Here is a 22220-nt window from a genome sequence, read left to right as displayed (position 1 = left end):
GTGACTCTTCCAGAGATCGCAGGCTCTTTGGCATCTCGAATTAATGATAATTTTCAGGTTCTCAAGCCTGCATCTTCAAGTTGATTCGGTATAAAGAAATAATGAATAAAATTTTAGCTTTTTTTTGTGCAGTGATAATTGTAGGTTGCTCTTCTATTGATGATGGTATTAATAATCCAGATGCGGGAAGTAATAATTTAAAATAACTTGATACCTTCACTTTTGATCCCTTAAGTAAAATCCAAAAAGTAGAAATACCAACTTATTATGATGGCTTGTTTGATACAGCAAGACCCTATTTAGATGAAAAGTACCCTTACACTTATGTCAGTAAACCTCAAGCATACATAATTGATGACGAGATTATTTCTTTTGCTCCCTGGTTTCCTGTCGAAGGAAGGTTTACGGTTTTTCCAACCGCTCACTATATAGTTATAACTCAAGAAACCGAGAGTGGCTTAGTCTCCGCACGATTTAATCATGAACAAGTAATTAAGCTGTTAAGTGAAGAGTATAAAATTACTGAGCATACAAGTCCGTTTTTTCATTATGTTCTAGAGGTTTCTCCAAGTGAACAAGCCAATTTTGTAGAAGATATCCATAAAAAATTGAGTAGACTTCCTTCAGAATAAGGATTTCTGGTTAAATTTTGATCAATAAAGTCAGGGGTTCTGGCTTTATTGATTGCATGGAGTTCTATTTACATTGATTTGGGCTTTGTAATAGGTAGTACGCCATAATAACAAGAGCCGATCTTGTAGGGTTTCTGGATAAATATTCAGCTGTGCGTGATAAATAAGAATAAGTAAACGCGAGGTCTCTGATGAAATACAAAAAGCGTCAGAAGTATAAATACACTCTCCATTCTGAAGAAAAGATTGAGACTCACATTTCAGTGAGTAACGCGTATGACAGCCCTTTTCTTAGTTTGTCCAAACAAGGCGTGTTAACGATTAAAAAGGGCTACGCATGGGATGGAGCGAGTGGGCCGGCGTTAGACACAAAAAACATTATGAAAGCTTCTTTAGTTCATGATGCTGTTTACCAACTCATGAGGGAAGAGGTGTTGCCACAAAGTGCTCGAAAGCATGCGGATATGTTGCTGAGAGAAATATGTTTAGAAAAAGGAATGTCTAGCTTCAGAGCGACTTATATCTACTATGGCGTCAGAGTTGTCGGTGGCTTCTTTTCCAGACCCGACACTTTGTGTGCTTAATGGGAACATCTTTCCAATTTTAACTGTTTATTTATACAGTTTGGTTATGTAAGCTCCAAGGTGATACAAAGGAGTCGTACATAATGACAATAAGATATGAAGAGCACGTGCCAAGCCCGAAAGAATACTGTGATATGCGCGTCAAAGCCGGGCTATCACCCAAATCGTTGAAAGCTGCTGAAATTGGTCTACCCAATTCGTTGTATGGCGTATCTGTCCGGGATGAAGGAAAGCTCATTGCAATGGGCCGGATTGTTGGTGACGGGGCGTGTAACTTCGAAATTGTCGACGTTGCCGTTGATTCTGATTATCAAGGTAACGGTTTAGGTAGAAAAGTCATGGAATACATCGACGGTTATCTTTCTTCTGTTGCACTTGAAGGCTCTTACGTTTCTATGATTGCTGATGAGCCGGTCTTTTACGAAAAGCTTGGTTATAGGCTGGTGGCTCCTAAAAGCCAAGGGATGACAAAAAAGTTTAAGCCGAAGGCGTAATACGTATTCAGCTGTGAAGATAAGTACTTGAAAACAGGAGTTTAATCTCCTGTTTTCTATATTAAATTTCCATTTAAGCCACTTCTGGAATTGGTTTGGGTGGCTGCTCTAAATCAGGCTCTTTTTGAACAGTAGGAATTTGTCCCTCACCCACAGCACTGATGTAACAGCCACTAAGTTTAATGGCAAGGTACATATCGGCTCGCAGTAAGATGCCTCCTTCACTGGTGCTGATACCAGTAAGCTCACACCATTGACGTAAGCGTCGTTTCCTTCCTGCGAGGATTAAGCGTACGCCTCTCTTTTTTAAAGTATTGTGAATATCTGCCAGTGTTGCCATCACACTGAGATCTAAGTGAGTAAAGCTCGATACGGCGTCGATGACAACGCAACTTGCGTCTTTGTGATGTTCTACTTGCTCTAACACTCGGCGTTTAAAGTAAGGTGCGTTGAAGTAAGTCAGCGGCGAGTTAAAGCGGTAAATCACCATTCCAGGAATAGGCGAAGCTTTTCCTGAGTCGTCGATAGTCCGAATGGTGCCTTTTTCATCCAAGCCAAGTAGCTGATCACTCGGTCGCATGACAATACGTAAAAATTGAAACAGCCCTAGCAGTACCGCCAAAGTGATCCCCGGTATTACGCCTACGATCAAAACAGAAATAAAAGTGATGATTGCTAGATAGAACGCATCTTTGTCACGAGATTTTAATTTCCAAATGGCTTTGAGATCGAGCAGCGACAGGGATGCGATGATCAACACGACACCAAGTGATGCGATGGGAATAAACTGTAAAGGCTCATAAATAAATACCGCAATAATGGCAATGGTGATTGCGGCGACAATCGAAACTAATTGAGATTTACCGCCATTTGCATCATTTACCGCTGTGCGTGAGTCAGCGCCGCTTATCGCGAAACCTTGCGAAAACGCTGAGGCAATGTTGGCAAAGCCCAACGCCTGAAACTCTTTATTTGCATCAATATCATAACCGTTTTTAGCGGCGAAACTGCGCGCGGTGAGCATCATGCTAACAAAGCTGACAATCGCAAGGTTGAGCGCCGGGACCACTAGCTCACGAACTTCACCTAGCTCAAACTCCGGCGTTTGAAACTGAGGGAAACCACCTTGAGTGAGCCCAACTACGGATACGCCCATCTCTTTTAAATGGAAAAACCAAACTGACGCGGTAGTCACGAGTATCGCCAGCATGGCAGCAGGCCAAGTTGGTCGGTAGCGTTTGGTGAGTAAATAAATGACAACCGTCACGATACTCAGAGTTACGGTAGGCCAATGAAGCTCGGTTAATCGTTGTGGAGCCTCCCATAAGCGTTCCAGCAAATAACGTTGTTCGTATTTCAAACCGACCACTTTGGCAAACTGACCAACGATAATTGTGAGAGCGACACCGTTGAGTAGACCCAAAAGAATCGGGCGAGAAAGGAAGTCTGCAAACACCCCTAACTTGAAACGACTGGCCAGTACACACCAAATACCAGTCATCGCTGTCATGGTCATGACTAACTGCCAATGCTTTGTAGGATCACCCGCGGCAAGCGGCGTAACAACGGCGGCAATCACTGCACAGGTTGCTGCATCGGGTCCGACAATGAGTTGTCGAGATGTGCCCATCATGGCGTATACCAACATTGGCAGTACACACGAGTACAGACCGACAATTGCAGATACACCGGTTAGCTGTGCATAAGCTATGGCAACTGGCAGGGCAACCGCGACAACAGAAAAGGCGGCTCTAAAGTCGTTAACAAACCATTCTTTTTGATAATGCTTAAGCTGAACAAGCCCAGGGAACCACTGTGCGAATAATATTTTAGCCAACGGATTTACCATATATGTGAGTGAGTTACTTAAAAGTATACACCGCTTGCTTGGAACGTCTGTGAGTTAGTTATCACTGGAAATCGGGGGAAGGTTCGGAGTGCGTGGATTTTATTGCGCTTGCGCAGAGGTTCTTCGTGGTGTGAGGTGTTATGAACGCTATTCTGGTAGCTATAAAAAAACGGGAGTTGTTACTCCCGTTTTATGGTTTCAGATTAGAAAGTTAGGCAACGCTATCCATCTGAGGGTATAGCGGCTTTGCGGCGAGCAATTCCGGCTCAAAGTCGTCAACGTTGATTGTATCCAGACGATGCTGTTCAGCTTCTCTTAGTAGGTCGGCTTCTTCTTGCGTGATCAAGCCTTGCTCTAGCCCTTCCTGAGCAATCATATCCAAACGTAGGAATGGACGACGTTTGCCTTGCGCTTTACATACTTTGTCGAACACTGGCTCAGCTTGAAGAATGACTGACAGGGCAAGCTCAATCTTACCTGCTGCGTTGTGCTCGGTTGGTTCAAGGTACTGACCGCGACCAATGCGTGAGCGCGTTGCACTAGGCGTTTGTAGAATGCGCGCCACTTTGCTGTCTAGTTTATCGCTTGGCGCTTTGCGTACACGACCGAATGGCATGATTAACACGCGCAGTGCACGACCAATCACTTTGTTCGGGAAGTTTGCTAAGAATTCGTCTACCGCCACTTCCGCTTGTTTCAAACTGTCTTGTAGACCCCAGTGTACTAATGGTAAATCTTCGACTGGGCGGCCATCTTGCTCAAAACGTTTCAACGTCGCAGAGCTCAAATATAGCTGGCTTAGAATGTCACCAAGACGCGCTGATAGACGCTCTTTACGCTTCAAAGAGCCACCTAGCACTGCCATTGAGATATCCGATAGCAGAGCAAGGTTTGCGCTGTAACGGTTCAATTGTTGGTAGTAACGCTTGGTTGCATCTTTGGTTGGTGATGAAGAACCTAAACCATCGCTCAAACCAAACCAGATACTGCGCACGAGGTTACTCATTGTAAAGCTCACGTGACCAGCAAGCGCTTTATCGAACTTCTCAACTGCATCGCCAGCCTCAGAATATGCTGCGTTCATTTCTTCAAGAACGTAAGGGTGACAACGAATCGCACCTTGACCAAAGATGATCATTGAACGAGTTAGGATGTTTGCACCCTCAACCGTTACCGCGATTGGTGCACCTTGGTAACCACGCGCTAGGAAGTTAGAAGGTCCCATACAGATCCCTTTACCGCCTACGATGTCCATTGCGTCGATGATGCTTTGCTGACCGCGATGAGTACAGTGGTACTTCACGATAGCTGAGATAACCGAAGGTTTTTCACCTAGGTCGATACCTGCCACGGTTAAGTTACTTGCTGCATCCATCACATAAGCATTACCACCAAGACGTGCCAATGGCTCTTCTACGCCTTCCATGTGACCGATTGGCTGTTTGAACTGGCGACGAATGCGTGAGTAAGCACCTGTGGCCATTGCGGCAGTTTTGATACCACCTGTTGAGTTTGAAGGTAGTGTGATACCACGTCCAACCGACAAACACTCAACCAGCATACGCCAACCTTGGCCCGCCATTTTTTCACCACCGATAATGAAATCGATAGGAACAAAGATGTCTTTACCGCGCGTTGGACCATTTTGGAATGGCACATTGAGCGGGAAGTGTCGGTTACCAATCTCAACACCTTTGACATCAGTTGGGATAAGCGCACAAGTGATGCCAAGATCTTCTTTGTCGCCTAGCAAACCTTCAGGATCGCGAAGTTTAAATGCTAAGCCTAGTACCGTTGCGACTGGCGCTAGGGTGATGTAGCGCTTGTTCCAAGTCAGGCGCATACCCAGTACTTCTTTTCCTTCCCATTCGCCTTTACAGACCACACCGTAATCTGGAATAGATCCAGCGTCAGAGCCCGCTTCTGGACTCGTTAAGGCGAAACAAGGGATTTCCTTACCTTCAGCTAGGCGCGGTAAGTAATGGTTTTTCTGATCTTCAGTACCGTAGTGTTGCAGTAGCTCACCAGGACCCAAAGAGTTAGGAACACCAACGGTAGACGATAGAACGCCAGAAACACCCGTTAGTTTTTGTAGTACTAGTGATTGCGCGTATGCTGAGAATTCCAGACCACCGTACTTTTTCTTAATGATCATGGCGAAGAATTTGTGATCTTTCAGGTATTGCCATACTTCTGGCGGTAAGTCTGCGAGTTCGTGAGTCACTTGGAAATCGCTCACCATGGCACACACTTCATTCACTGGACCGTCTAAAAAGGCTTGTTCTTCTGCACTTAATTTAGGTGCTTGAATTGCGTGAAGCTTTTGCCACTCTGGTTTGCCTTTAAATAGCTCGGCTTCCCACCAGACGGTACCTGCGTCTAACGCTTCTTTTTCGGTTTGAGACATAGCTGGCAGCACTTTCTTGAAAAGCGCTAATGCTTTGCGGCTTATCAAAGACTGACGTACGCCAGGAACCGCGAATACAGCGGCAGCAAGAACGTAAATCGTCCAACCAGCAACGCCAACCGCGCCTGTTACTGTAAGCGCTAACATAGCTGCTGTGAGTAAACTAATAGATTTCACGAGAGACATGCGGTGGTAGAGCGTAATGCCTAACACGACCGTCATCGTGATGATTGAGAGCAAGATGTCCATATGTATTTTCCTTTTCAGACTTTATAAGTGTTGTACGTCTGTATGTTAGGTAAGAGGTCTAACCAGTTGGTTTAAGTGTAATCAAAATATTAAGGAAATGTAAAACATAAGATTGGATAAAAAGTGATCTAAGTAGAGTTAAAGTTCTAAAGTTGCGATTTGAGTGATGGTTTCATGAGCAAGTTGACAAGTTTATTACCATCACCAATCTAAATCTGTTGGTTCACTATCGACACTAATTCTCGTTTGTGGGTAAACTCAGAGTAATCAAACCCGAGTTCAGGTTTATGAAATGTCCGATACCAAATTGGTATCAGAACAATTTGCTCAGTGAATCTAGGACTGACTGAAGCCGAAATAATAAAGAGAACGTCTTATGTACCATGATCTGATTAGAAGTGAATTAAACGAAGCTGCTGAAGTGCTCAACAAATTTTTAAGCGATGACCATAACATTGCGCAAATCGAAGCAGCGGCGAAAATGATTGCTGACTCATTCAAGCAAGATGGTAAAGTACTGTCATGTGGTAACGGTGGTTCTCACTGTGATTCGATGCACTTTGCCGAAGAGTTAACAGGCCGTTACCGAGAAAACCGTCCTGGCTATGCTGGTATTGCTATTTCAGATCCAAGCCACCTTTCTTGCGTGAGTAATGACTTTGGTTATGACTTCGTGTTTTCCCGTTATGTAGAAGCGGTAGGCCGAAAAGGTGACGTACTGTTTGGTCTGTCGACTTCAGGTAACTCAGGTAACATCCTGAAAGCGATTGAAGCGGCGCAAGCGAAAGGCATGAAGACGATTGCGCTAACAGGCAAAGATGGCGGCAAAATGGCAGGGCTTGCCGATATTGAAATCCGCGTGCCACACTTTGGTTATGCGGACCGCATTCAGGAAATTCATATTAAGATTATTCATATCATCATTCAGTTGATTGAAAAAGAGATGGAATAGTCGTTTCACAGCCACCTTTTCGAGCTGTGTTGTTAGGGAGTTTTTTAAATCATGTGTGAATTGCTCGGTATGAGCGCTAATGTTCCGACGGATATTTGTTTCAGTTTTACCGGGCTCATGCAGCGTGGAGGTCGAACTGGCCCACACCGTGACGGATGGGGAATTACCTTCTACGAAGGGAAAGGTTTTCGAACTTTCAAAGATCCCAAGCCAAGTTGTGAGTCGCAAATTGCAGAGTTAGTGCAAAATTATCCTATCAAGAGTCGTGCTGTCGTTAGTCATATCCGGCAGGCGAATCGTGGTGGTGTTAATTTAGAAAACACTCACCCTTTTACACGTGAGCTGTGGGGGAGGTATTGGACGTTTGCGCACAACGGTCAGCTCTCAGGCTATCAAGACTTACATACGGGTCGACACCGACCTGTCGGCGAGACAGATAGCGAACTGGCCTTTTGTTGGTTGCTGAAGCAAATGGAAGATCGATATCCTGAGCCGCCAAAGGATATGGAATCGGTATTCTTATATGTTGCTAAATGTTGTGATGAGCTAAGAGAGAAGGGTGTATTTAACATGCTTCTGAGTGATGGTGAGTATGTAATGACGTATTGCACCAATCATTTGTATTGGATCACGAGACGTGCACCGTTTGGTAAAGCCGCTTTGCTTGATGAAGATGTGGAAATTAACTTCCAAGAAGAAACAACGCCACATGACATTGTGTCTGTGATCGCGACTCAACCTTTAACGGGCAATGAAGCTTGGCAGCGGATGAAGCCTGGCGAATACGGCTTGTTTCACCTAGGTGAACTTGTGAAAAACAATGCCTCTGAACTGGTGAATGTGCCGTTTGCAGCGGTGAAACCGGGCAATCAGGCGCCAACTGAGCCGTTAGAATAGCGGTTCATTCGGAACAACTCGTAAAGCTCGCTTAATCGCGAGCTTTATTTTTATGCGTTTAAATCGAGGGCGGATACTGGTGAACTCTCATACTTTCTAGCCTCCTAGTCTCGCTAAGGCTTGCCGGAAAGATGGAACTGATAGAAATTTCTCATAAAACACCACGTCATTCTGAACGGTGAGGAACGAACCAGATTCAGAATCTACTTTCCGAGTGTCGTGTTACTCAAGTGGTTATGGGATTTTTTAGAATGTTGGGTTTTAGGTTTCTAGTCTCACTACGGCTTTCTTGAATCAAGTTTATATGTTTCAAAATAACAAAAGGCAGCTCTCAGGCTGCTCTTTTGTGTTTGGAGTTTGGTGTTCAGGACTACTCATCGGAGGCGTAGCCGTGTGCGCCAAGTTCTGCGCCATCTAAATAGGCTTTACCATCCTTCATGATCAACCGCTCGTCTACCAGCCACTTAGCCACCATAGGGTAGATTCGGTGCTCCTGAGCCTGAACACGTGCTGCAAGTACACTAGCATTATCGTCTTCGAACACCGGAACTTTTGCTTGCAGTATGACAGGGCCACCATCAAGCTCTTCCGTTACAAAGTGCACACTCGTACCATGTTCTTTGTCGCCAGCATCTATTGCTCTCTGGTGTGTGTGTAGCCCAGGATATTTTGGTAGAAGAGAAGGGTGGATATTGATCATCTTACCCATGTAATGAGAAACAAACTCGCTGCTCAGAATACGCATGTAGCCCGCCAGAATAATCACGTCTGGTTGGTATTCATCGATTTGACTCATTAGCTCTGCATCAAAGCTTTCACGCGAGTCGAATGCTTTAGGGTCGACAAAGTGACCGTCTACATCAAATTTTTTTGCACGTTCTAAACCAAAAGCATCTGCTTTGTTAGAGAACACGGCTGCCACTCGTGCGTTTGGCATGCTGTTTTCGCAAGCTTCCAAGATAGCTTGCAGGTTACTTCCGTTACCCGAGATGAGGACCACAATGTTTTTTAGGGTATGGTTTTTCATGATGTCGAGAGTGCCTTGGTATTGTAAGTTAGAGTTATGTAGCTTCTAAACTACCTACTAATAGAATGGTTTTTATTGTTCTAGATAGCAAAATGAGGACCTAGTCATCTAGTGTCCTCATTCTTTTTATCTTGTGAGCTCGATTTGCAAATTATTGGATTTCAACTTGCTCTTCATTCGCTTCAGCTTGCGCGATTTGACCAATCACCCATGCGTTTTCACCTTCTTCTTGAAGAAGAGCAACCGCGGCTTCCGCTTGGTCTTTAGGTAGTGCAACGATTAGACCCACACCACAGTTGAACGTACGGTACATTTCGTGTGTGTCGACGTTGCCTTTCTCTTGTAGCCACTTGAAGATCACTGGCCATTCCCAGCTGCTACCATCGATAACTGCTTTTGTACCTTCAGGCAGCACACGTGGGATGTTTTCCCAAAAACCACCACCAGTGATATGAGAAATCGCATGGATGTCGTGTTTCTCAATCATCTTAAGTGCTGATTTGATGTAAATCTTAGTTGGTTCTAGTAGGTGCTCACCGATAGTGCGACCTGCTAGTTCTTCGTTCTTATCTGCACCTGATACTTCTAGGATTTTACGGATAAGGGAGTAACCGTTTGAGTGTGGGCCGCTTGAGCCAACAGCGATAAGTGCATCACCAGCAGCGACTTTCGTGCCGTCGATCACGTCTTCTTTTTCGACTACGCCAACACAGAAACCAGCTACGTCGTAGTCTTCGCCTTCATACATGCCAGGCATCTCCGCAGTTTCGCCACCAATTAGGGCACAACCTGCTTGAATACAGCCTTCCGCGATACCTGAAACAACATCCGCTGCGGTATCAACGTCTAGTTTGCCTGTTGCGTAATAATCTAGGAAGAACAGTGGCTCTGCGCCTTGCACGATAAGATCATTTACACACATCGCAACAAGATCGATGCCGATAGTGTCGTGCTTGTTCATATCCAGTGCTAGGCGAAGCTTAGTACCTACGCCATCAGTACCAGAAACCAGTACAGGTTGTTTGTATTTGGTTGGCAATTCGCATAGCGCGCCAAAACCACCGATACCACCCATAACTTCAGGGCGACGAGTACGTTTTACCGCACCCTTAATACGATCCACAAGCGCGTTGCCTGCATCAATATCTACACCAGCGTCTTTATAGCTAAGAGAAGAGTTGTTACCACTCACAGGGAAGTCCTCGGTATTAAGTTGGATATGAAAACCGCGCTATTCTAACAGTGCTTAAACATAGATAGCAAACGTTTGCGTCTGTTTTTTTCTTTAGTGATTTATCCTGATATCCCTGTAAAAATCATGTATAATCTGAAGGTTTGTTTAAATATTGCCAACTATAGCCGGAGATGGACATGAAAGTTGTTGAAGTAAAGCACCCTCTAGTAAAACATAAAATTGGTCTAATGAGAGAAGGTGACATCAGCACAAAACGTTTTCGTGAGTTAGCGACTGAGGTCGGTAGCCTACTTACTTACGAAGCAACGTCAGACTTTGAAACAGAAAAAGTGACCATTGATGGTTGGAACGGTCCGGTAGAAGTAGACCAAATTAAAGGTAAAAAAGTAACCGTAGTACCAATCCTACGTGCAGGTCTAGGCATGATGGACGGTGTTCTTGAGCACATGCCAAGCGCACGTATCAGTGTTGTTGGTATTTACCGTGATGAAGAAACACTTGAGCCAGTTCCTTACTTCAACAAGCTTGCTTCTAACATCGATGAGCGTATTGCGCTTGTTGTTGACCCAATGCTTGCAACGGGTGGTTCTATGATTGCTACGATTGATCTTCTAAAAGAGAAAGGTTGTAACCAAATCAAAGTGTTGGTACTTGTTGCTGCACCAGAAGGTATTGAAGCGCTAGAAAAAGCACACCCAGATGTGGAGCTATACACTGCGGCCATCGATGAGAAGCTAAATGACAAAGGCTACATCGTACCGGGTCTAGGTGATGCAGGTGATAAGATCTTCGGTACTAAGTAATTCTTTAATGTATTACTACGACTGAACAGAAAAAAAGGCTTGGTGAAAACCAAGCCTTTTTTATATCTATAATACGAGAAGAATAAAATGCGCCACTCAGTAAAGCAGCGCAGACGCACTATTTCGCGTTCTCTTCTTCCATTTGTGCGTTATCTACAACGTGGTTTTCACCTAAATCGTTTGGTAGCACAAGGTTAAGAATAATTGCCACGATACCGCATAGGCTCACACCTTGTAGGCTGAACTCGCCAATACCGAAAGCCATACCGCCAATACCAAATACAAGTGTTACGGCAACGATCACTAGGTTGCGAGACTTATGTAAATCAACGTTATTCTTGATCAGTGTGTTGAGGCCTACTGTGGCGATAGAGCCGAACAGCAGAATCATGATACCGCCCATGACAGGTACTGGAATCGTTTGAAGAACCGCGCCTAGCTTACCTACCAATGCAAGTACGATTGCAGTGATCGCAGCCCAAGTCATGATCACAGGGTTAAATGCTTTGGTTAGCATTACCGCTCCTGTAACTTCACTGTAAGTGGTGTTTGGTGGAGCACCCACCATCGAGGCTGCGATAGTTGCCACCCCGTCACCTGCGATTGTGCGATGAAGGCCAGGTTTTTTCAGGTAGTTTTTACCTGTAACGTTTGAGATAGCAAGCATGTCACCTACGTGCTCTACCGCAGGTGCGATAGCGACAGGAATCATGAACAAGATTGCGTTTATGTTGAACTCTGGCGCGGTGAAGTTTGGCATAGCTAGCCAAGCCGCTTGTGTTACTGGAGTGAAATCAACCACCCCATAGAATAGAGAAACAGAGTAACCAGCAAGAATACCACCAACAATAGGAACGAGCTTCAAGAAGCCTTTTGCAAACACGCTTAGTACAATAGTTGTGAGCAGTGAGACCGCCGAGATGATGATCGCAGCATCACCATTCACAAGCTGTGCAGCACCATCACCGGTTTTACCTACCGCCATGTTCACTGCTGTTGGAGCAAGGCCAAGACCAATCACCATGATCACAGGGCCAACGACAACAGGCGGGAGAATTTTATGGATAAATCCAACACCACGCACTTTGATCATCGCCCCTAGAGCCACATAAACCAGGCCTGCTGCCATTAAGCCGCCCATCGTTGCGCCGATACCCCAAGTTTGGATACCGAACATAATAGGAGCAATAAACGCAAAAGAAGAGGCAAGGAAGATGGGAACAGAACGTTTAGTCATTAATTGGAAGAGGAGAGTACCGACACCGGCACCAAAGAGGGCGACATTTGGATCAAGGCCAGTTAGCAGCGGCACAAGCACCAAAGCACCAAAAGCGACAAAGAGCATTTGAGCGCCTTGTAACGCGTTTTTCATAATAATTCCCTATTTTCAAGATACGCAGACAAATCCGGCGAATACTATCATCCTGCAATCGTTTGCAACGTTGCATGGATCAAACTTTCGATTGAATCTTTCCCATAAATAGCATTTTTGAGAGTTAGTTGCTTGCAAATTGGTCTCTTTTGCGAGTCTTGCGTGACGAAGAAAAATGAACTGTCTAACTCGTTGAGATAGCTGGATAAGCAATGAGTTTATTATGAAAAACAACACTAGAGTGCTCGTTGAGACCCGAGTTAACAAAGCTGGTCATAATACAGACAATTTACTCAGTACTTACCTTGCTCAAGATTTGATAGTTGCTTATTATTCGGGTTCTTGTTCAGAGGATTATAAAAACTATGCGCTATTTAGCTCTCTTACTGATAGGTTGGTTGTCCCTACCAGTATATGCATTAACTCAGGTGGATATCTATCGTGCCGAAGTGGTTATCGACAGTGAGCAGAACGACGGTGAGTCTCTGGCTCGTCAACAAGGTATGCAGGATGTGATTGTTCGAGCGACCGGTTCTCAATCCTCTTTAAGCAATCCAGTGATTAAAAAGGCACTTGGTTCAAGTGCGCGTTACATTTCCCAGCTGAGCTATGGGCAGGTTGATGGAAAAGCGAGCTTAAAAATGTTGTTTAACAGCGACCAAATCAGCTCGCTTTTAACACAAGCACAATTGCCATCTTGGTCGCCAAATCGCGCCAATATTTTGGTTTGGATGGTGGAAGAGCAGGGCTACGATCGTAATATTGCTTGGGAGCATTCCGACTCTTCAAACGTTGTAGCACTTCGCAGTGCTGCGAAATCGAGAGGCTTGCCGATTACGATCCCGGTTGGTGATTTTGATGATGTAACTGGTGTTAATGTTTCTGATCTTTGGGGCGGCTTTATTGAGCCAATTGGCCAAGCGAGCCAGCGCTACCCAGCGGATGCCGTTTTAGTTGTGCGTGCTCAAGGTGAACAAATTCGCTGGACGTTATACGATCAATCACCAATGAGAATTGTTGAAGCACAGCGCTCTCCGCGTAACGGTTCCGCATCAGGCGCCAATGCCATTGCTGAGATGGTTGATGGCATCGCTGACTACTACGCGAGTAAGAGCGCAGTGGTAGTATCTGGAAAATCTTCAAAAGCGTTGGCGGTGAAAGTCCTTAATGTAACGTCTGCCACGGACTTCTTCCGTTTAGAGAATGCGTTAAAACAACTTAATTCGGTTGCGGGTACGGAAATTAAGCGTGTCCAAGGTGATGAGCTGACGCTCAACATCCATCTTTTGGCATCTCAACAAGCTTTTGAGAAAGAAGCTTCTTCTATTTCTCAATTAATGGTTTTTGAAGATCCTTTAGGTGAAGTTGATGCCCCAGCTTTAACTCAAGAAGCAGAGCCAATTGCTCCGATGAATGAAGCTAAAGATACAGCTATGGTAGAAAAAGTGCAGTCTGAAGTGCCTGCGGATATCGCGGCGGAAGCAAAGGACGAAACGCACCCAACTCAGCCGATGATTGTGGAGCCTGCCCGAGAACAGTATGACTTGATCTACGAGTGGCGCTCGGCATCGTAATTGCGTTGATAGCGTTCCAGGCGTCAAGCGCAAGGATCAAACACCAATGTGGTAAGCGTAAAAAAGAGTCGCAATAGCGACTCTTTTTGTTTTCTAAATTCGTATTCGAACCAATGCTCAGTGATTGAATGAGATTGGCGTTATTTATTGAATTTCGCTTTTTCTTCTTTTTCTACTTGAGAGAGGCGCTTCAACTTAAGACCTAGCTCTTTGCCTCTCGCTCTAGCAAACAAAATATTGCCAGCGAAACCGAGTGAAGTCAGGAGCAACTCTACTGCCGCAAGCCAACGTTCTCCACCATCCACATAAAGGATGGTCAGCGCATGCAAGAAATACAGCATAAGAACAAAGTTAGCCCAAGCATGAGTGTAAGGCTTACCAGCCAAAATACCAGGCAACGGAAGTAATAGCGGAATACACCAAGCAATAGCAAGTGTTGTGCTGCTGAGGTGAGGGTGAGGGGACAACGCAAGCTGCCAAATTGCGACCCAGGCTAATAAGGCTAAGTTGCCAAATAAAGCTAGGTAACGATAGGTTTTAGCCTGTGTACCGAGTGGTGTTTGGTCTAAAGAGTCAGACATCGATTAACTATCCTTGATTTTACTAACAGACTTTTAGTTTTAACGCTGCAGTTGCCAGCCTTTTGCCTAATTGTTGTGCCAGACGAATCTCTTCACTGCTGAGGGTTGCCTCATGGCCTACACTGCTGGCGCCATACGGAGTGCCTCCGGACTGCGTAGTGTGTAACTCTGGTTCGGCATAAGGAATGCCCAAAAACATCATCCCGTGATGCAACAAAGGGGTCATCATGCTTTGTAACGTTGTTTCTTGACCACCATGCATCGAAGAGGAAGAGGTAAAGACACAAGCTGGCTTATCGATTAAGTCACCACTGACCCATAAAGATGTAGTCTGATCCCAGAAGTGCTTTAAAGGCGCAGCCATGTTGCCAAACCAGACGGGACTGCCAAACGCTAGACCGTCGCACGTTTTCAGTTCCTCTAGAGTAACAATTGGATCAGAAGGGGAGTGTGAGTGAGGTGACAATTCTTCAACTGTACGCAAAATTGCTTGGCATTGAGGAGTCGATTCGACTCCTCTTGCTATCTGTCTTGCCAGTTGTTTTGTCGAGCCGTGACGGCTGAAATACAAAATAAGGATCTGGCAATCCATTTATAGAATATCCAACACTTGCTCTGGTGGTCGACCAATTTTCGCTTTGCCGTTGGCAACTACCACCGGACGCTCAAATAATTTTGGATTTTTCGCCATTGCTTCGAACAATTGCTCATCGCTAACAGAGTCTTCGCCTAGGCCAAGTTCTTTGTATTCGCTTTCTTTGGTGCGCATCATTTCACGTACAGATGAAAAGCCAAGTTGTGCGTACAGCGCTTTTAGCTCATCTACGTTAAGTGGTGTGTCTAGGTATTTGACGACTTCCGGTGTAACACCATTTTGCTCAAGCAGTTCAAGTGTTTGACGGCTCTTTGAGCAACGAGGGTTGTGATAAATCACGACTGACATGGTTTTCTCCATTTCGTTATTGTAATGCCATGAATCGATCTCTTTGGATCATGAGTTGGTCAATACGGGCATCGTATCGAGCTTGCTCTAAGCTGCCCAACTTGGCCATTTTACTTGCTTCACTATAATATTGAATCGCTTTATTCCAGTTTGCTCGCAACGCCAAAATTTCCGCTCGCGCAGCCAACTCTTCATCACTACGTCCTAGCGCGTGGTAGCTCTTCGATATTAGGTGCCAGCCATTTGTATCTTCAGGATAATCATGAGTGTATCTTTGAAGAACTCGCGTGGCTTGATCGTTTTTATTGTCCTCAAGTAGCGCATTGGCATAGTTAATGGTCAATACTTTATTTTGAGGGTTCCGAGATAACGCTTTACGGAGCATCTCGGTTGCTTTTTCTGGCTGCTTCTTCTCGATATATAAATCCGTCATAGCATCCAGGTAGAACGGGTTACTTGGGTCCTGCTCCAGCAACTTTTTCAAAATAGGTTCCGCTTGAGACAAGCGTTTGCTGTCTAAATGTACGAGTGCTCGCCCATAGTCAAAAGCAGGTGTAATGTCCGCAGAGGCTTTCTTTTGAGTTCGCTCAAACCAGCCTAAAGCAGCTTGTCCGTCAATGCCGGCGTACCGCGCTACAATGCGCGCACGCGCTAGGTGATAGTCTATTGAAGGCACTACTCGCATTGGTGGATAGGTCCTTGCTCGCGCACGGCTATCGGTAATTCGATCTTCAGGTAGTGGGTGAGTCAGTAGCATTGGCGGCGGTTTACTCGCATAACGATATTCATCTGCAAGACGGCCAAAAAAACGTGGCATTGCTTGAACATCAAAACCAGCTTTTGCCAGTGTTGAAATACCAAAGCGATCCGCTTCTTTTTCATTCGCGCGAGTGTAGTTGATTTGGCTTTGCATGTTACCTGCGGTTGCCGCCGTAATTGCAGCCATCCCCGCTTCTGGTGAGGCAATCGAAAGCAGTAATGCGCCAGCGAGTGCAGCTAATGTGGCCGGAGAGCGACGTGCTTGCTCTTCCATGCTGCGCGCAAGGTGGCGTTGTGTGACGTGCGCAATCTCGTGAGCAACAACAGAGGCTAACTCGCTTTCTGAACGTGCATGAAGAAACAACCCAGAGTGCAACGCTACGTAACCACCAAAAAACGCGAACGCGTTAATATTGCGGTCGCGAATCATAAAGAAGTGAAACGGCGTTTTTACATCGTTCGCATTGGCTACTAATCTGTGCCCGAGAGCATCAATATACTCATTGATAACAGGATCATTAACGATAGGTTTACTGGCTCTGAGCATACGCATATAGGCGTCGCCGTAAATCAACTCTTGGTCTATTGAGAGCGTGCCACCAGCAGCCGTACCAATGTCTGGCAAGTCAATGCTATTGGCATAAGTTGTCGGCGAACTGATTGCAGCTGCAAGACATAAGCAAACTAGCGAGCGAGTGCGTTTTAACATACGTTTAAAAGGTTCTCCAAAATACATAAGCATGTGGTTAGAGGCTGAGAACCTCTCAACAGCGCCACATGCGTTTTGGTTATCCGCGAGGATATAAGCTAGCAATAAGACCGGAAATAAATGAATTGGTTTCGTAAATTATTTTATATCCGAGTCATTTCAGCATGTGGTTAAATCATGTCAGAAGTGCTAGCACCAGCTCAAAAAGCCGTTACAATACAACCCTATCATAAGTGCAGAGCAATACAATGGAATCCATGTTACTTGATTTGCGTGAACAACGTTGCCCTATGGCACTGTTACTTGCAAAGCGTCACGCTGCTGAAGTCTTTCAAGGAGAAACGCAGCAGTATCATCAACTTGTTATTCAAGTGGTGGATAACAGCTCTAAACGAGACATTGTGAACTATCTCAGTGCCCAAGGGTACTTAGTGGATTGCCAATCTACATCAGAGCACTACACATTGACTGTATTCAATAAGGAATCCGCATAAGATGTTTGAAATGGTTAGTCGTTGGTATAAACGACGTTTCTCAGACCCTCATGCAGTAAGTCTCGTCGCGATCTTGCTGTTTGGTTTTATCACCATTTACTTCTTTGGGCATTTGATTGCGCCATTGCTTGTCGCGATCGTTTTGGCTTATTTACTTGAATGGCCAGTCGTAAAAATGTGTCGCATGGGCGTGCCGCGCACTTTGTCGGTCATCATCGTGATCTTAATGTTCGTCGGATTGATGTTGATCGCTTTGTTTGGTTTGGTTCCGACGATTTGGACTCAGGTCGGCAATCTAATTAACGATATTCCAAATATGTACAACGGGTTACAAAAGTTTATTGTCACGCTACCAGAACGTCACCCTGAGTTAGCAAACTTAGAAATTGTAGAAACTGTGGTGACAAATGCCAAAAACCAAGCGTTGGGACTTGGTGAGAGTGTAGTAAAAGGCTCACTTGCGTCATTAGTCAGTATTGCGACGCTAGCGGTATACTTGATTTTAGTGCCACTACTTATCTTCTTCTTACTGAAGGACAAAGAAGAGATGCTAAGAATCGCGAGTGGTGTTTTGCCGAAAAACCGTAAATTGGCGAATAAAGTTTGGCATGAAATGAACGAGCAGATCTCCAATTACATTCGCGGTAAAGTGCTCGAGATTTTAATAGTGGGTGGCGTGAGTTACGTGACTTTTGCCATTTTAGATCTTCGCTATTCGGCGCTGCTTGCCGTAGCTGTCGGTCTATCTGTGTTAATTCCTTATATCGGCGCGGCAGCTGTAACTGTGCCTGTCGCCATCGTTGGTCTGTTCCAATGGGGTCTTGCGCCTCCGTTTTATTGGTTGCTGCTTGCCTACGGTATTATCCAAGCGCTGGATGGTAATGTGTTGGTTCCTGTTCTGTTTTCTGAGGCGGTAAATCTACACCCAGTTGCCATCATTGTGGCAGTGTTAGTCTTCGGTGGCTTGTGGGGTTTTTGGGGCGTATTCTTCGCCATTCCGTTGGCGACACTAGTTAAAGCCGTATGGCATGCTTTACCAAGTACGGAAGAAAACGAACCAGTCGAACAAGAGTAGGCGTTACCAAAGTACAATGCTCAAAAGAAAGCCCAGCAGTTTGCTGGGCTTTTTGTTATTTGAAGAACGGATCGCGCTTATGCGTTTTCGTTGAGGTAATTTAATACGACTTCGTGGTGATCTTTGGTTTTGAACTTGTTGAACACGTGTTCGATCACGCCTTCTTCATTGATCAGGAAGCTAATGCGGTGAAGACCATCGTATACTTTACCCATGAATTTCTTTTCGCCCCAAACGCCAAATTGGTCTGCAACGGCATGATCTTCGTCAGAAAGCAGGGTGAAGTTTAAATCATCACGCTCGATGAATTTGCCTAGGCGTTTTACAGGGTCGATGCTTACGCCAAGTACCACCACGTTGTGTGCATCGAGTTCAGCTTTGATGTCACGAAGACCTTTTGCTTGTGTAGTACAACCCGGAGTCATCGCCTTAGGGTAAAAGTAGAAAAGTACTTTCTTGCCTTTAAAGTCTTCAAGAGAAACGGTATTTCCGTCTTGGTCGAGCAAAGAGAAGGCTGGCGCTGGCGAGCCTGCTGTCAGCGTATTCATGGTGATTTCCTTTACTTTATAGTGTGTTTTTAATGAAATTCAGAGAACCTTGTACGTTGAGCGACTGACAAAGTTCATCGAAATCTTCTTGTAATTGCATTAAGTTACAATCCGCACTTACTGATGCGGTAATCGCAATGTGGAATTGGTCGGCATCAAGTTGAATTTTCGACTTACTGATAGTTTGGGCGCTAAGAGAGTCCAAACCAATCTGTTGATCCGCGAAGAACTTAGTAAATTTTTCAGTCAGACCTGGGCGGTCTTCAGACTCAATAAACACTTCCATTGTGTAGCTGTTGTCGAGCAATTCGTGCGCCGCCGTACGCTTCATAATCGTAATCAGATCATGCTCTTGGCCAAGTAGGGGCAATTGCGTCTCTACTCGAGTCACACTGCTGGCGTTCCCAGTTAGGAGCATGATCAGGGTAAATTCACTTCCAAAGATAGCGATACGGCTATCGACTATGTTACAACCGGCTTGAGTAACGAGGTGTACGACTTGGTTACAAATGCCTGGACGGTCCGTTCCAACTGCTGTAAGTACCAGATGTTGCTTCATAAATGAGCTTCTTGTCCTTTCTTCAATAGAGAGATGTTAGCACAGATATTGCGGAGAAATATCGAGTCAGTTCTTTTTTAGTTTACAAAAAAGCAGGTTGGCTCTTGAGGTGAACGATTGGAGGCAAGCAGTAAACGAGGGAGTTGGGGGAATAAAACGTTTGCATGATGTGCTTGCGTGTTGTTTGGTCTTTTTATTCACTCAGGTCTGACTTGGTGAGCACGACCAAAGAGTATATTTTCCTGGCTTGTGCACTTCAGTATTTTCCAAATCACTGATAGATTCTAAAGCCACTCGAAAGCCCAACACGATTATCAATATTGCCGCTAATCAAACCAAATAGAGCAATTAAGTTGCTAGACCTCTAACAACTGATAATTATTCATTCATTTGTACTTTGTAAGCGAGTTTACGCTCTTGTGTTTTTCAATCGCATTACAGTACCATGCAGAAAGAGTTAAATGAGGGAGATAAACATGTTTTCAGGAAGTATCGTAGCGCTGATTACGCCATTCAAAGCAGATGGCGAAGTAGACTTTGACAGTCTGCAAAAGCTAGTAGAGTACCACGTTGAAGCGGGTACAGACGGTATTGTGGCAGTAGGCACAACAGGTGAGTCAGCGACACTGACCATTGAAGAGCATGTAAAGGTCGTTAATAAAACTGTTGAGTTTGCCGACGGTCGCATCCCTGTGATTGCTGGCACGGGTGCAAATGCAACCCACGAGGCAGTAACATTTAGCAAATTACTGGCTGATTCTGGTATTGCTGGCTTCCTGAGTGTGACACCGTATTACAACAAACCAACTCAAGAAGGTTTGTTCTTGCACTACAAGGCAATTGCTGAAGCGAGTGATGTGCCTCTAATTTTATACAACGTACCAGGCCGTACTGCTGTTGATATGCAGCCAGAAACAGTGGCACGCTTGTCAAAGCTTGATAATATCGTGGCTTTAAAAGATGCAACGGGCGATTTGGACCGAATTGCAATTCATCGTGAACTTTGTGGCGAAGATTTTATCTTACTAAGTGGCGATGATGCGACGGGGCTCGATTTTGTGAAACTTGGCGGCAATGGTGTTATCTCGGTAACGAACAATATTGCAGCTAAAGACATGGCAGACATGTTCCATTTGGCAAGTGAAGGTAAGTACGAAGAAGCAGAAGCGATTAACCAACGCTTGATGACTCTACACAAAAACCTTTTCATTGAAGCAAGCCCTATCCCAGTAAAATGGGCAGCGCAAAAGCTTGGTTTAATTGAAGAAGGTGGTTTGCGTCTTCCTTTAACCACACTTTCTGAAAAATCGCAGCCGATCGTTGAACAGGCGTTAACCGACGCCGGTATTTATTAAAATTGAGCTATTAAGATTGAGTTACTAGGATTGAAGTTCATACTGGGGGCCAAAGCGCCCTCGGTGTTTTAGGAGTATAGATGAAGCTTTCAAGCCAGTTAGTGTTAAGTTCATTAGCTGTATTCGTATTGACTGCCTGTTCAGGTGGTGCCAATCAACGTCGTCAAGCAAAAGATGACTTCGAGTATTTGAACTCCCCCAATTTGGGTGAGTGGAATGTCCCACAGGGTGCACAGCCTCAGTTTTACCCTAACTATGAGATCCCTCAGGGTAACTATGCTGGTGGTGTAGGTAAAGATGTCGACATTCGTCCACCTCAACAAGTCCTAGAGCTTATTCCTGGTGCACGTCTGGACCGCAGTAGTGATGGTGAAGTGACACTTTGGCTACTTCGTAAAGATGAACTAGACAAGGTTTGGCAAACCGTACAAAACATGGTTTCTGCCAACGAAATACCAGTTGAAAGCCAAACAGATTCTCGCATCGAGACGGGTTGGGTGACGTGGGATTCGCCAGACGAAGAGCTGGAAATTGGCAGCCGATATGAGATCGTGCGTGCTGAAGCAAATGGTCGACACGGCTTTAAAGTGAGTCTTATTGACTGGCGTGAAGGCAATCAAGTGAAAGAAGTAACGGCGACCAACCGTGAGCGCTACAATGTGTTCATGACGAACTTGGTAACCGCTCGCTACGATCAAGAAGTACGTGAAGAAGCACAACGTAAAGCGCAAGAGTTGGTTAAACAGATCCCAATTACAATGGGTAAAGACCGCAGCGGGCTTCCTGTGATTGTCGCGCGTGCGCAATACAACATGCTTTGGCAACGTCTGCCTAATATTCTACCTAAGATGGGCTTTAAGATTGAAGAGCGTAGCCAGTCTCAGGGCACAATCACTGCGAAATATGCGTCCCCGGATGATGAATTCTGGAACGATATCGGCGTTAAACCAGTGGCGTTAGACGCTGGTAAGTACACATTCTTACTTGGTGATTTAGGCAACCGTACGTCTATCAATATTACGGATTCCTCTGGTAAGCCAGTAGAAGAAGAGTTTTTGAAATCACTAGCGCCTGTATTGGCTGCGACGGTGAAGCAGTAACCAAAGCGAACTTAACGCGATACGTTTACACAATAATTGAAAAGGGACCCAGTGGTCCCTTT

General features: G+C 45.1%; 22 protein-coding genes. 11 read left to right on the top strand and 11 right to left on the bottom strand.

Annotated features, from left to right (window positions below):
• The first annotated feature begins 275 nt into the window (after positions 1-275).
• The 3 genes from B7360_RS05680 (at position 276) to B7360_RS05670 (ending at position 1710) form a co-directional block, all read left to right on the top strand.
• The gene (locus B7360_RS05680; protein WP_085342914.1) at positions 276-632 is read left to right on the top strand and encodes a hypothetical protein; all 357 of its coding nucleotides are present in this window, start codon (positions 276-278) and stop codon (positions 630-632) included.
• A gap of 191 nt (positions 633-823) precedes the next feature.
• A complete protein-coding gene (locus tag B7360_RS05675) occupies positions 824-1216 on the top strand; it encodes a DUF1353 domain-containing protein (protein WP_046875512.1) in 393 nt (130 codons plus the stop codon).
• Positions 1217-1299: 83 nt separating this feature from the next.
• Positions 1300-1710, top strand: a complete 411-nt coding sequence (locus B7360_RS05670; protein WP_085342912.1) for a GNAT family N-acetyltransferase — start codon at positions 1300-1302, stop codon at positions 1708-1710.
• 73 nt (positions 1711-1783) lie between these two features.
• Here the strand turns inward: B7360_RS05670 and B7360_RS05665 are convergent, their stop codons facing one another.
• Together B7360_RS05665 and fadE are read right to left on the bottom strand one after the other, a co-directional pair.
• The gene (locus tag B7360_RS05665; RefSeq protein WP_085342910.1) at positions 1784-3559 is read right to left on the bottom strand and encodes a SulP family inorganic anion transporter; all 1776 of its coding nucleotides are present in this window, start codon (positions 3557-3559) and stop codon (positions 1784-1786) included.
• A gap of 211 nt (positions 3560-3770) precedes the next feature.
• Positions 3771-6215 (bottom strand): acyl-CoA dehydrogenase FadE, encoded by a 2445-nt coding sequence (gene fadE / locus B7360_RS05660; protein WP_085342909.1) that lies wholly within the window; start codon positions 6213-6215, stop codon positions 3771-3773.
• Positions 6216-6591: 376 nt separating this feature from the next.
• Between fadE and lpcA the strand changes: the two genes are divergently transcribed.
• Entirely contained in the window at positions 6592-7167 is a 576-nt protein-coding gene (lpcA, locus tag B7360_RS05655) for a D-sedoheptulose 7-phosphate isomerase (RefSeq protein ID WP_005380392.1), read from the top strand.
• 51 nt (positions 7168-7218) lie between these two features.
• Positions 7219-8064, top strand: a complete 846-nt coding sequence (locus tag B7360_RS05650) for a class II glutamine amidotransferase (RefSeq protein ID WP_085342907.1) — start codon at positions 7219-7221, stop codon at positions 8062-8064.
• A 370-nt stretch (positions 8065-8434) separates the two neighbouring features.
• Here B7360_RS05650 and purN read toward each other — a convergent pair whose 3' ends face one another.
• Both purN and purM read right to left on the bottom strand, forming a co-directional pair.
• Positions 8435-9091 carry a phosphoribosylglycinamide formyltransferase gene (purN, locus tag B7360_RS05645; protein ID WP_085342905.1) on the bottom strand — a complete coding sequence of 219 codons (657 nt, stop codon included), beginning with the start codon at positions 9089-9091 and terminating at the stop codon, positions 8435-8437.
• A 151-nt stretch (positions 9092-9242) separates the two neighbouring features.
• The gene (purM, locus tag B7360_RS05640; RefSeq protein ID WP_046875517.1) at positions 9243-10283 is read right to left on the bottom strand and encodes a phosphoribosylformylglycinamidine cyclo-ligase; all 1041 of its coding nucleotides are present in this window, start codon (positions 10281-10283) and stop codon (positions 9243-9245) included.
• Between the two features lie 179 nt (positions 10284-10462).
• Between purM and upp the strand changes: the two genes are divergently transcribed.
• The gene (upp, locus tag B7360_RS05635; protein WP_041852906.1) at positions 10463-11089 is read left to right on the top strand and encodes a uracil phosphoribosyltransferase; all 627 of its coding nucleotides are present in this window, start codon (positions 10463-10465) and stop codon (positions 11087-11089) included.
• A 118-nt stretch (positions 11090-11207) separates the two neighbouring features.
• Here upp and B7360_RS05630 read toward each other — a convergent pair whose 3' ends face one another.
• Positions 11208-12461 (bottom strand): uracil-xanthine permease family protein, encoded by a 1254-nt coding sequence (locus tag B7360_RS05630; RefSeq protein WP_047008859.1) that lies wholly within the window; start codon positions 12459-12461, stop codon positions 11208-11210.
• 365 nt (positions 12462-12826) lie between these two features.
• Here B7360_RS05630 and B7360_RS05625 point away from each other — a divergent pair, with 365 nt between their 5' ends.
• On the top strand, positions 12827-14035 hold the full coding sequence (locus B7360_RS05625; protein ID WP_085342903.1) for a DUF2066 domain-containing protein: 1209 nt from the start codon (positions 12827-12829) through the stop codon (positions 14033-14035).
• 140 nt (positions 14036-14175) lie between these two features.
• On the opposite strand, the gene B7360_RS05620 is transcribed toward B7360_RS05625, so the two are convergent.
• The 4 genes from B7360_RS05620 to B7360_RS05605 are packed head-to-tail and all read right to left on the bottom strand — an operon-like array spanning position 14176 to position 17027.
• Positions 14176-14616, bottom strand: a complete 441-nt coding sequence (locus B7360_RS05620; RefSeq protein WP_012841511.1) for a DUF2069 domain-containing protein — start codon at positions 14614-14616, stop codon at positions 14176-14178.
• Between the two features lie 22 nt (positions 14617-14638).
• Positions 14639-15208, bottom strand: coding sequence for an NAD(P)H:quinone oxidoreductase (wrbA, locus tag B7360_RS05615; RefSeq protein ID WP_085342901.1), 570 nt, complete (start codon positions 15206-15208; stop codon positions 14639-14641).
• Positions 15209-15559, bottom strand: coding sequence for an arsenate reductase (glutaredoxin) (arsC, locus tag B7360_RS05610; protein ID WP_005380410.1), 351 nt, complete (start codon positions 15557-15559; stop codon positions 15209-15211). It lies immediately after the preceding gene.
• Between the two features lie 16 nt (positions 15560-15575).
• Positions 15576-17027, bottom strand: a complete 1452-nt coding sequence (locus B7360_RS05605) for a M48 family metallopeptidase (protein WP_012841513.1) — start codon at positions 17025-17027, stop codon at positions 15576-15578.
• A 257-nt stretch (positions 17028-17284) separates the two neighbouring features.
• On the opposite strand from B7360_RS05605, the gene B7360_RS05600 reads away from it, so the two are divergent.
• Together B7360_RS05600 and B7360_RS05595 are read left to right on the top strand one after the other, a co-directional pair.
• Positions 17285-17521: a sulfurtransferase TusA family protein gene (locus B7360_RS05600; RefSeq protein ID WP_085342900.1), complete on the top strand. Its 237-nt coding sequence runs from the start codon at positions 17285-17287 to the stop codon at positions 17519-17521.
• 1 nt (position 17522) lies between these two features.
• The gene (locus B7360_RS05595) at positions 17523-18596 is read left to right on the top strand and encodes an AI-2E family transporter (protein WP_006741685.1); all 1074 of its coding nucleotides are present in this window, start codon (positions 17523-17525) and stop codon (positions 18594-18596) included.
• Between the two features lie 77 nt (positions 18597-18673).
• On the opposite strand, the gene bcp is transcribed toward B7360_RS05595, so the two are convergent.
• Positions 18674-19144, bottom strand: a complete 471-nt coding sequence (gene bcp, locus B7360_RS05590; RefSeq protein WP_005380418.1) for a thioredoxin-dependent thiol peroxidase — start codon at positions 19142-19144, stop codon at positions 18674-18676.
• A 16-nt stretch (positions 19145-19160) separates the two neighbouring features.
• Positions 19161-19703, bottom strand: a complete 543-nt coding sequence (locus B7360_RS05585; RefSeq protein ID WP_085342898.1) for a glycine cleavage system protein R — start codon at positions 19701-19703, stop codon at positions 19161-19163.
• Between the two features lie 476 nt (positions 19704-20179).
• Between B7360_RS05585 and dapA the strand changes: the two genes are divergently transcribed.
• The gene (dapA, locus tag B7360_RS05580; RefSeq protein WP_012841516.1) at positions 20180-21058 is read left to right on the top strand and encodes a 4-hydroxy-tetrahydrodipicolinate synthase; all 879 of its coding nucleotides are present in this window, start codon (positions 20180-20182) and stop codon (positions 21056-21058) included.
• 80 nt (positions 21059-21138) lie between these two features.
• Positions 21139-22158, top strand: a complete 1020-nt coding sequence (gene bamC, locus B7360_RS05575; protein ID WP_085342897.1) for an outer membrane protein assembly factor BamC — start codon at positions 21139-21141, stop codon at positions 22156-22158.
• Positions 22159-22220 lie beyond the last annotated feature (62 nt).

This window comes from Vibrio sp. ArtGut-C1 (genome assembly GCF_002105475.1).
GTDB classification, from domain to species: Bacteria; Pseudomonadota; Gammaproteobacteria; order Enterobacterales; family Vibrionaceae; genus Vibrio; species Vibrio diabolicus.
Note: the sequence above shows the minus strand (reverse complement) of the source record. Positions and strands in the feature narration are given on the sequence as shown.

Bases quoted from the DNA above. Each gene is read 5' to 3' on its own strand.
- B7360_RS05675 (WP_046875512.1), top strand. From the start codon at position 824: ATGAAATACAAAAAGCGTCAGAAGTATAAATACACTCTCCATTCTGAA.
- B7360_RS05670 (WP_085342912.1), top strand. From the start codon at position 1,300: ATGACAATAAGATATGAAGAGCACGTGCCAAGCCCGAAAGAATACTGT.
- B7360_RS05665 (WP_085342910.1), bottom strand. From the start codon at position 3,559: ATGGTAAATCCGTTGGCTAAAATATTATTCGCACAGTGGTTCCCTGGG.
- fadE (WP_085342909.1), bottom strand. From the start codon at position 6,215: ATGGACATCTTGCTCTCAATCATCACGATGACGGTCGTGTTAGGCATT.
- lpcA (WP_005380392.1), top strand. From the start codon at position 6,592: ATGTACCATGATCTGATTAGAAGTGAATTAAACGAAGCTGCTGAAGTG.
- B7360_RS05650 (WP_085342907.1), top strand. From the start codon at position 7,219: ATGTGTGAATTGCTCGGTATGAGCGCTAATGTTCCGACGGATATTTGT.
- purN (WP_085342905.1), bottom strand. From the start codon at position 9,091: ATGAAAAACCATACCCTAAAAAACATTGTGGTCCTCATCTCGGGTAAC.
- upp (WP_041852906.1), top strand. From the start codon at position 10,463: ATGAAAGTTGTTGAAGTAAAGCACCCTCTAGTAAAACATAAAATTGGT.
- B7360_RS05630 (WP_047008859.1), bottom strand. From the start codon at position 12,461: ATGAAAAACGCGTTACAAGGCGCTCAAATGCTCTTTGTCGCTTTTGGT.
- B7360_RS05625 (WP_085342903.1), top strand. From the start codon at position 12,827: ATGCGCTATTTAGCTCTCTTACTGATAGGTTGGTTGTCCCTACCAGTA.
- B7360_RS05620 (WP_012841511.1), bottom strand. From the start codon at position 14,616: ATGTCTGACTCTTTAGACCAAACACCACTCGGTACACAGGCTAAAACC.
- wrbA (WP_085342901.1), bottom strand. From the start codon at position 15,208: ATGGATTGCCAGATCCTTATTTTGTATTTCAGCCGTCACGGCTCGACA.
- arsC (WP_005380410.1), bottom strand. From the start codon at position 15,559: ATGTCAGTCGTGATTTATCACAACCCTCGTTGCTCAAAGAGCCGTCAA.
- B7360_RS05605 (WP_012841513.1), bottom strand. From the start codon at position 17,027: ATGTTAAAACGCACTCGCTCGCTAGTTTGCTTATGTCTTGCAGCTGCA.
- B7360_RS05600 (WP_085342900.1), top strand. From the start codon at position 17,285: ATGTTACTTGATTTGCGTGAACAACGTTGCCCTATGGCACTGTTACTT.
- B7360_RS05595 (WP_006741685.1), top strand. From the start codon at position 17,523: ATGTTTGAAATGGTTAGTCGTTGGTATAAACGACGTTTCTCAGACCCT.
- bcp (WP_005380418.1), bottom strand. From the start codon at position 19,144: ATGAATACGCTGACAGCAGGCTCGCCAGCGCCAGCCTTCTCTTTGCTC.
- B7360_RS05585 (WP_085342898.1), bottom strand. From the start codon at position 19,703: ATGAAGCAACATCTGGTACTTACAGCAGTTGGAACGGACCGTCCAGGC.
- dapA (WP_012841516.1), top strand. From the start codon at position 20,180: ATGTTTTCAGGAAGTATCGTAGCGCTGATTACGCCATTCAAAGCAGAT.
- bamC (WP_085342897.1), top strand. From the start codon at position 21,139: ATGAAGCTTTCAAGCCAGTTAGTGTTAAGTTCATTAGCTGTATTCGTA.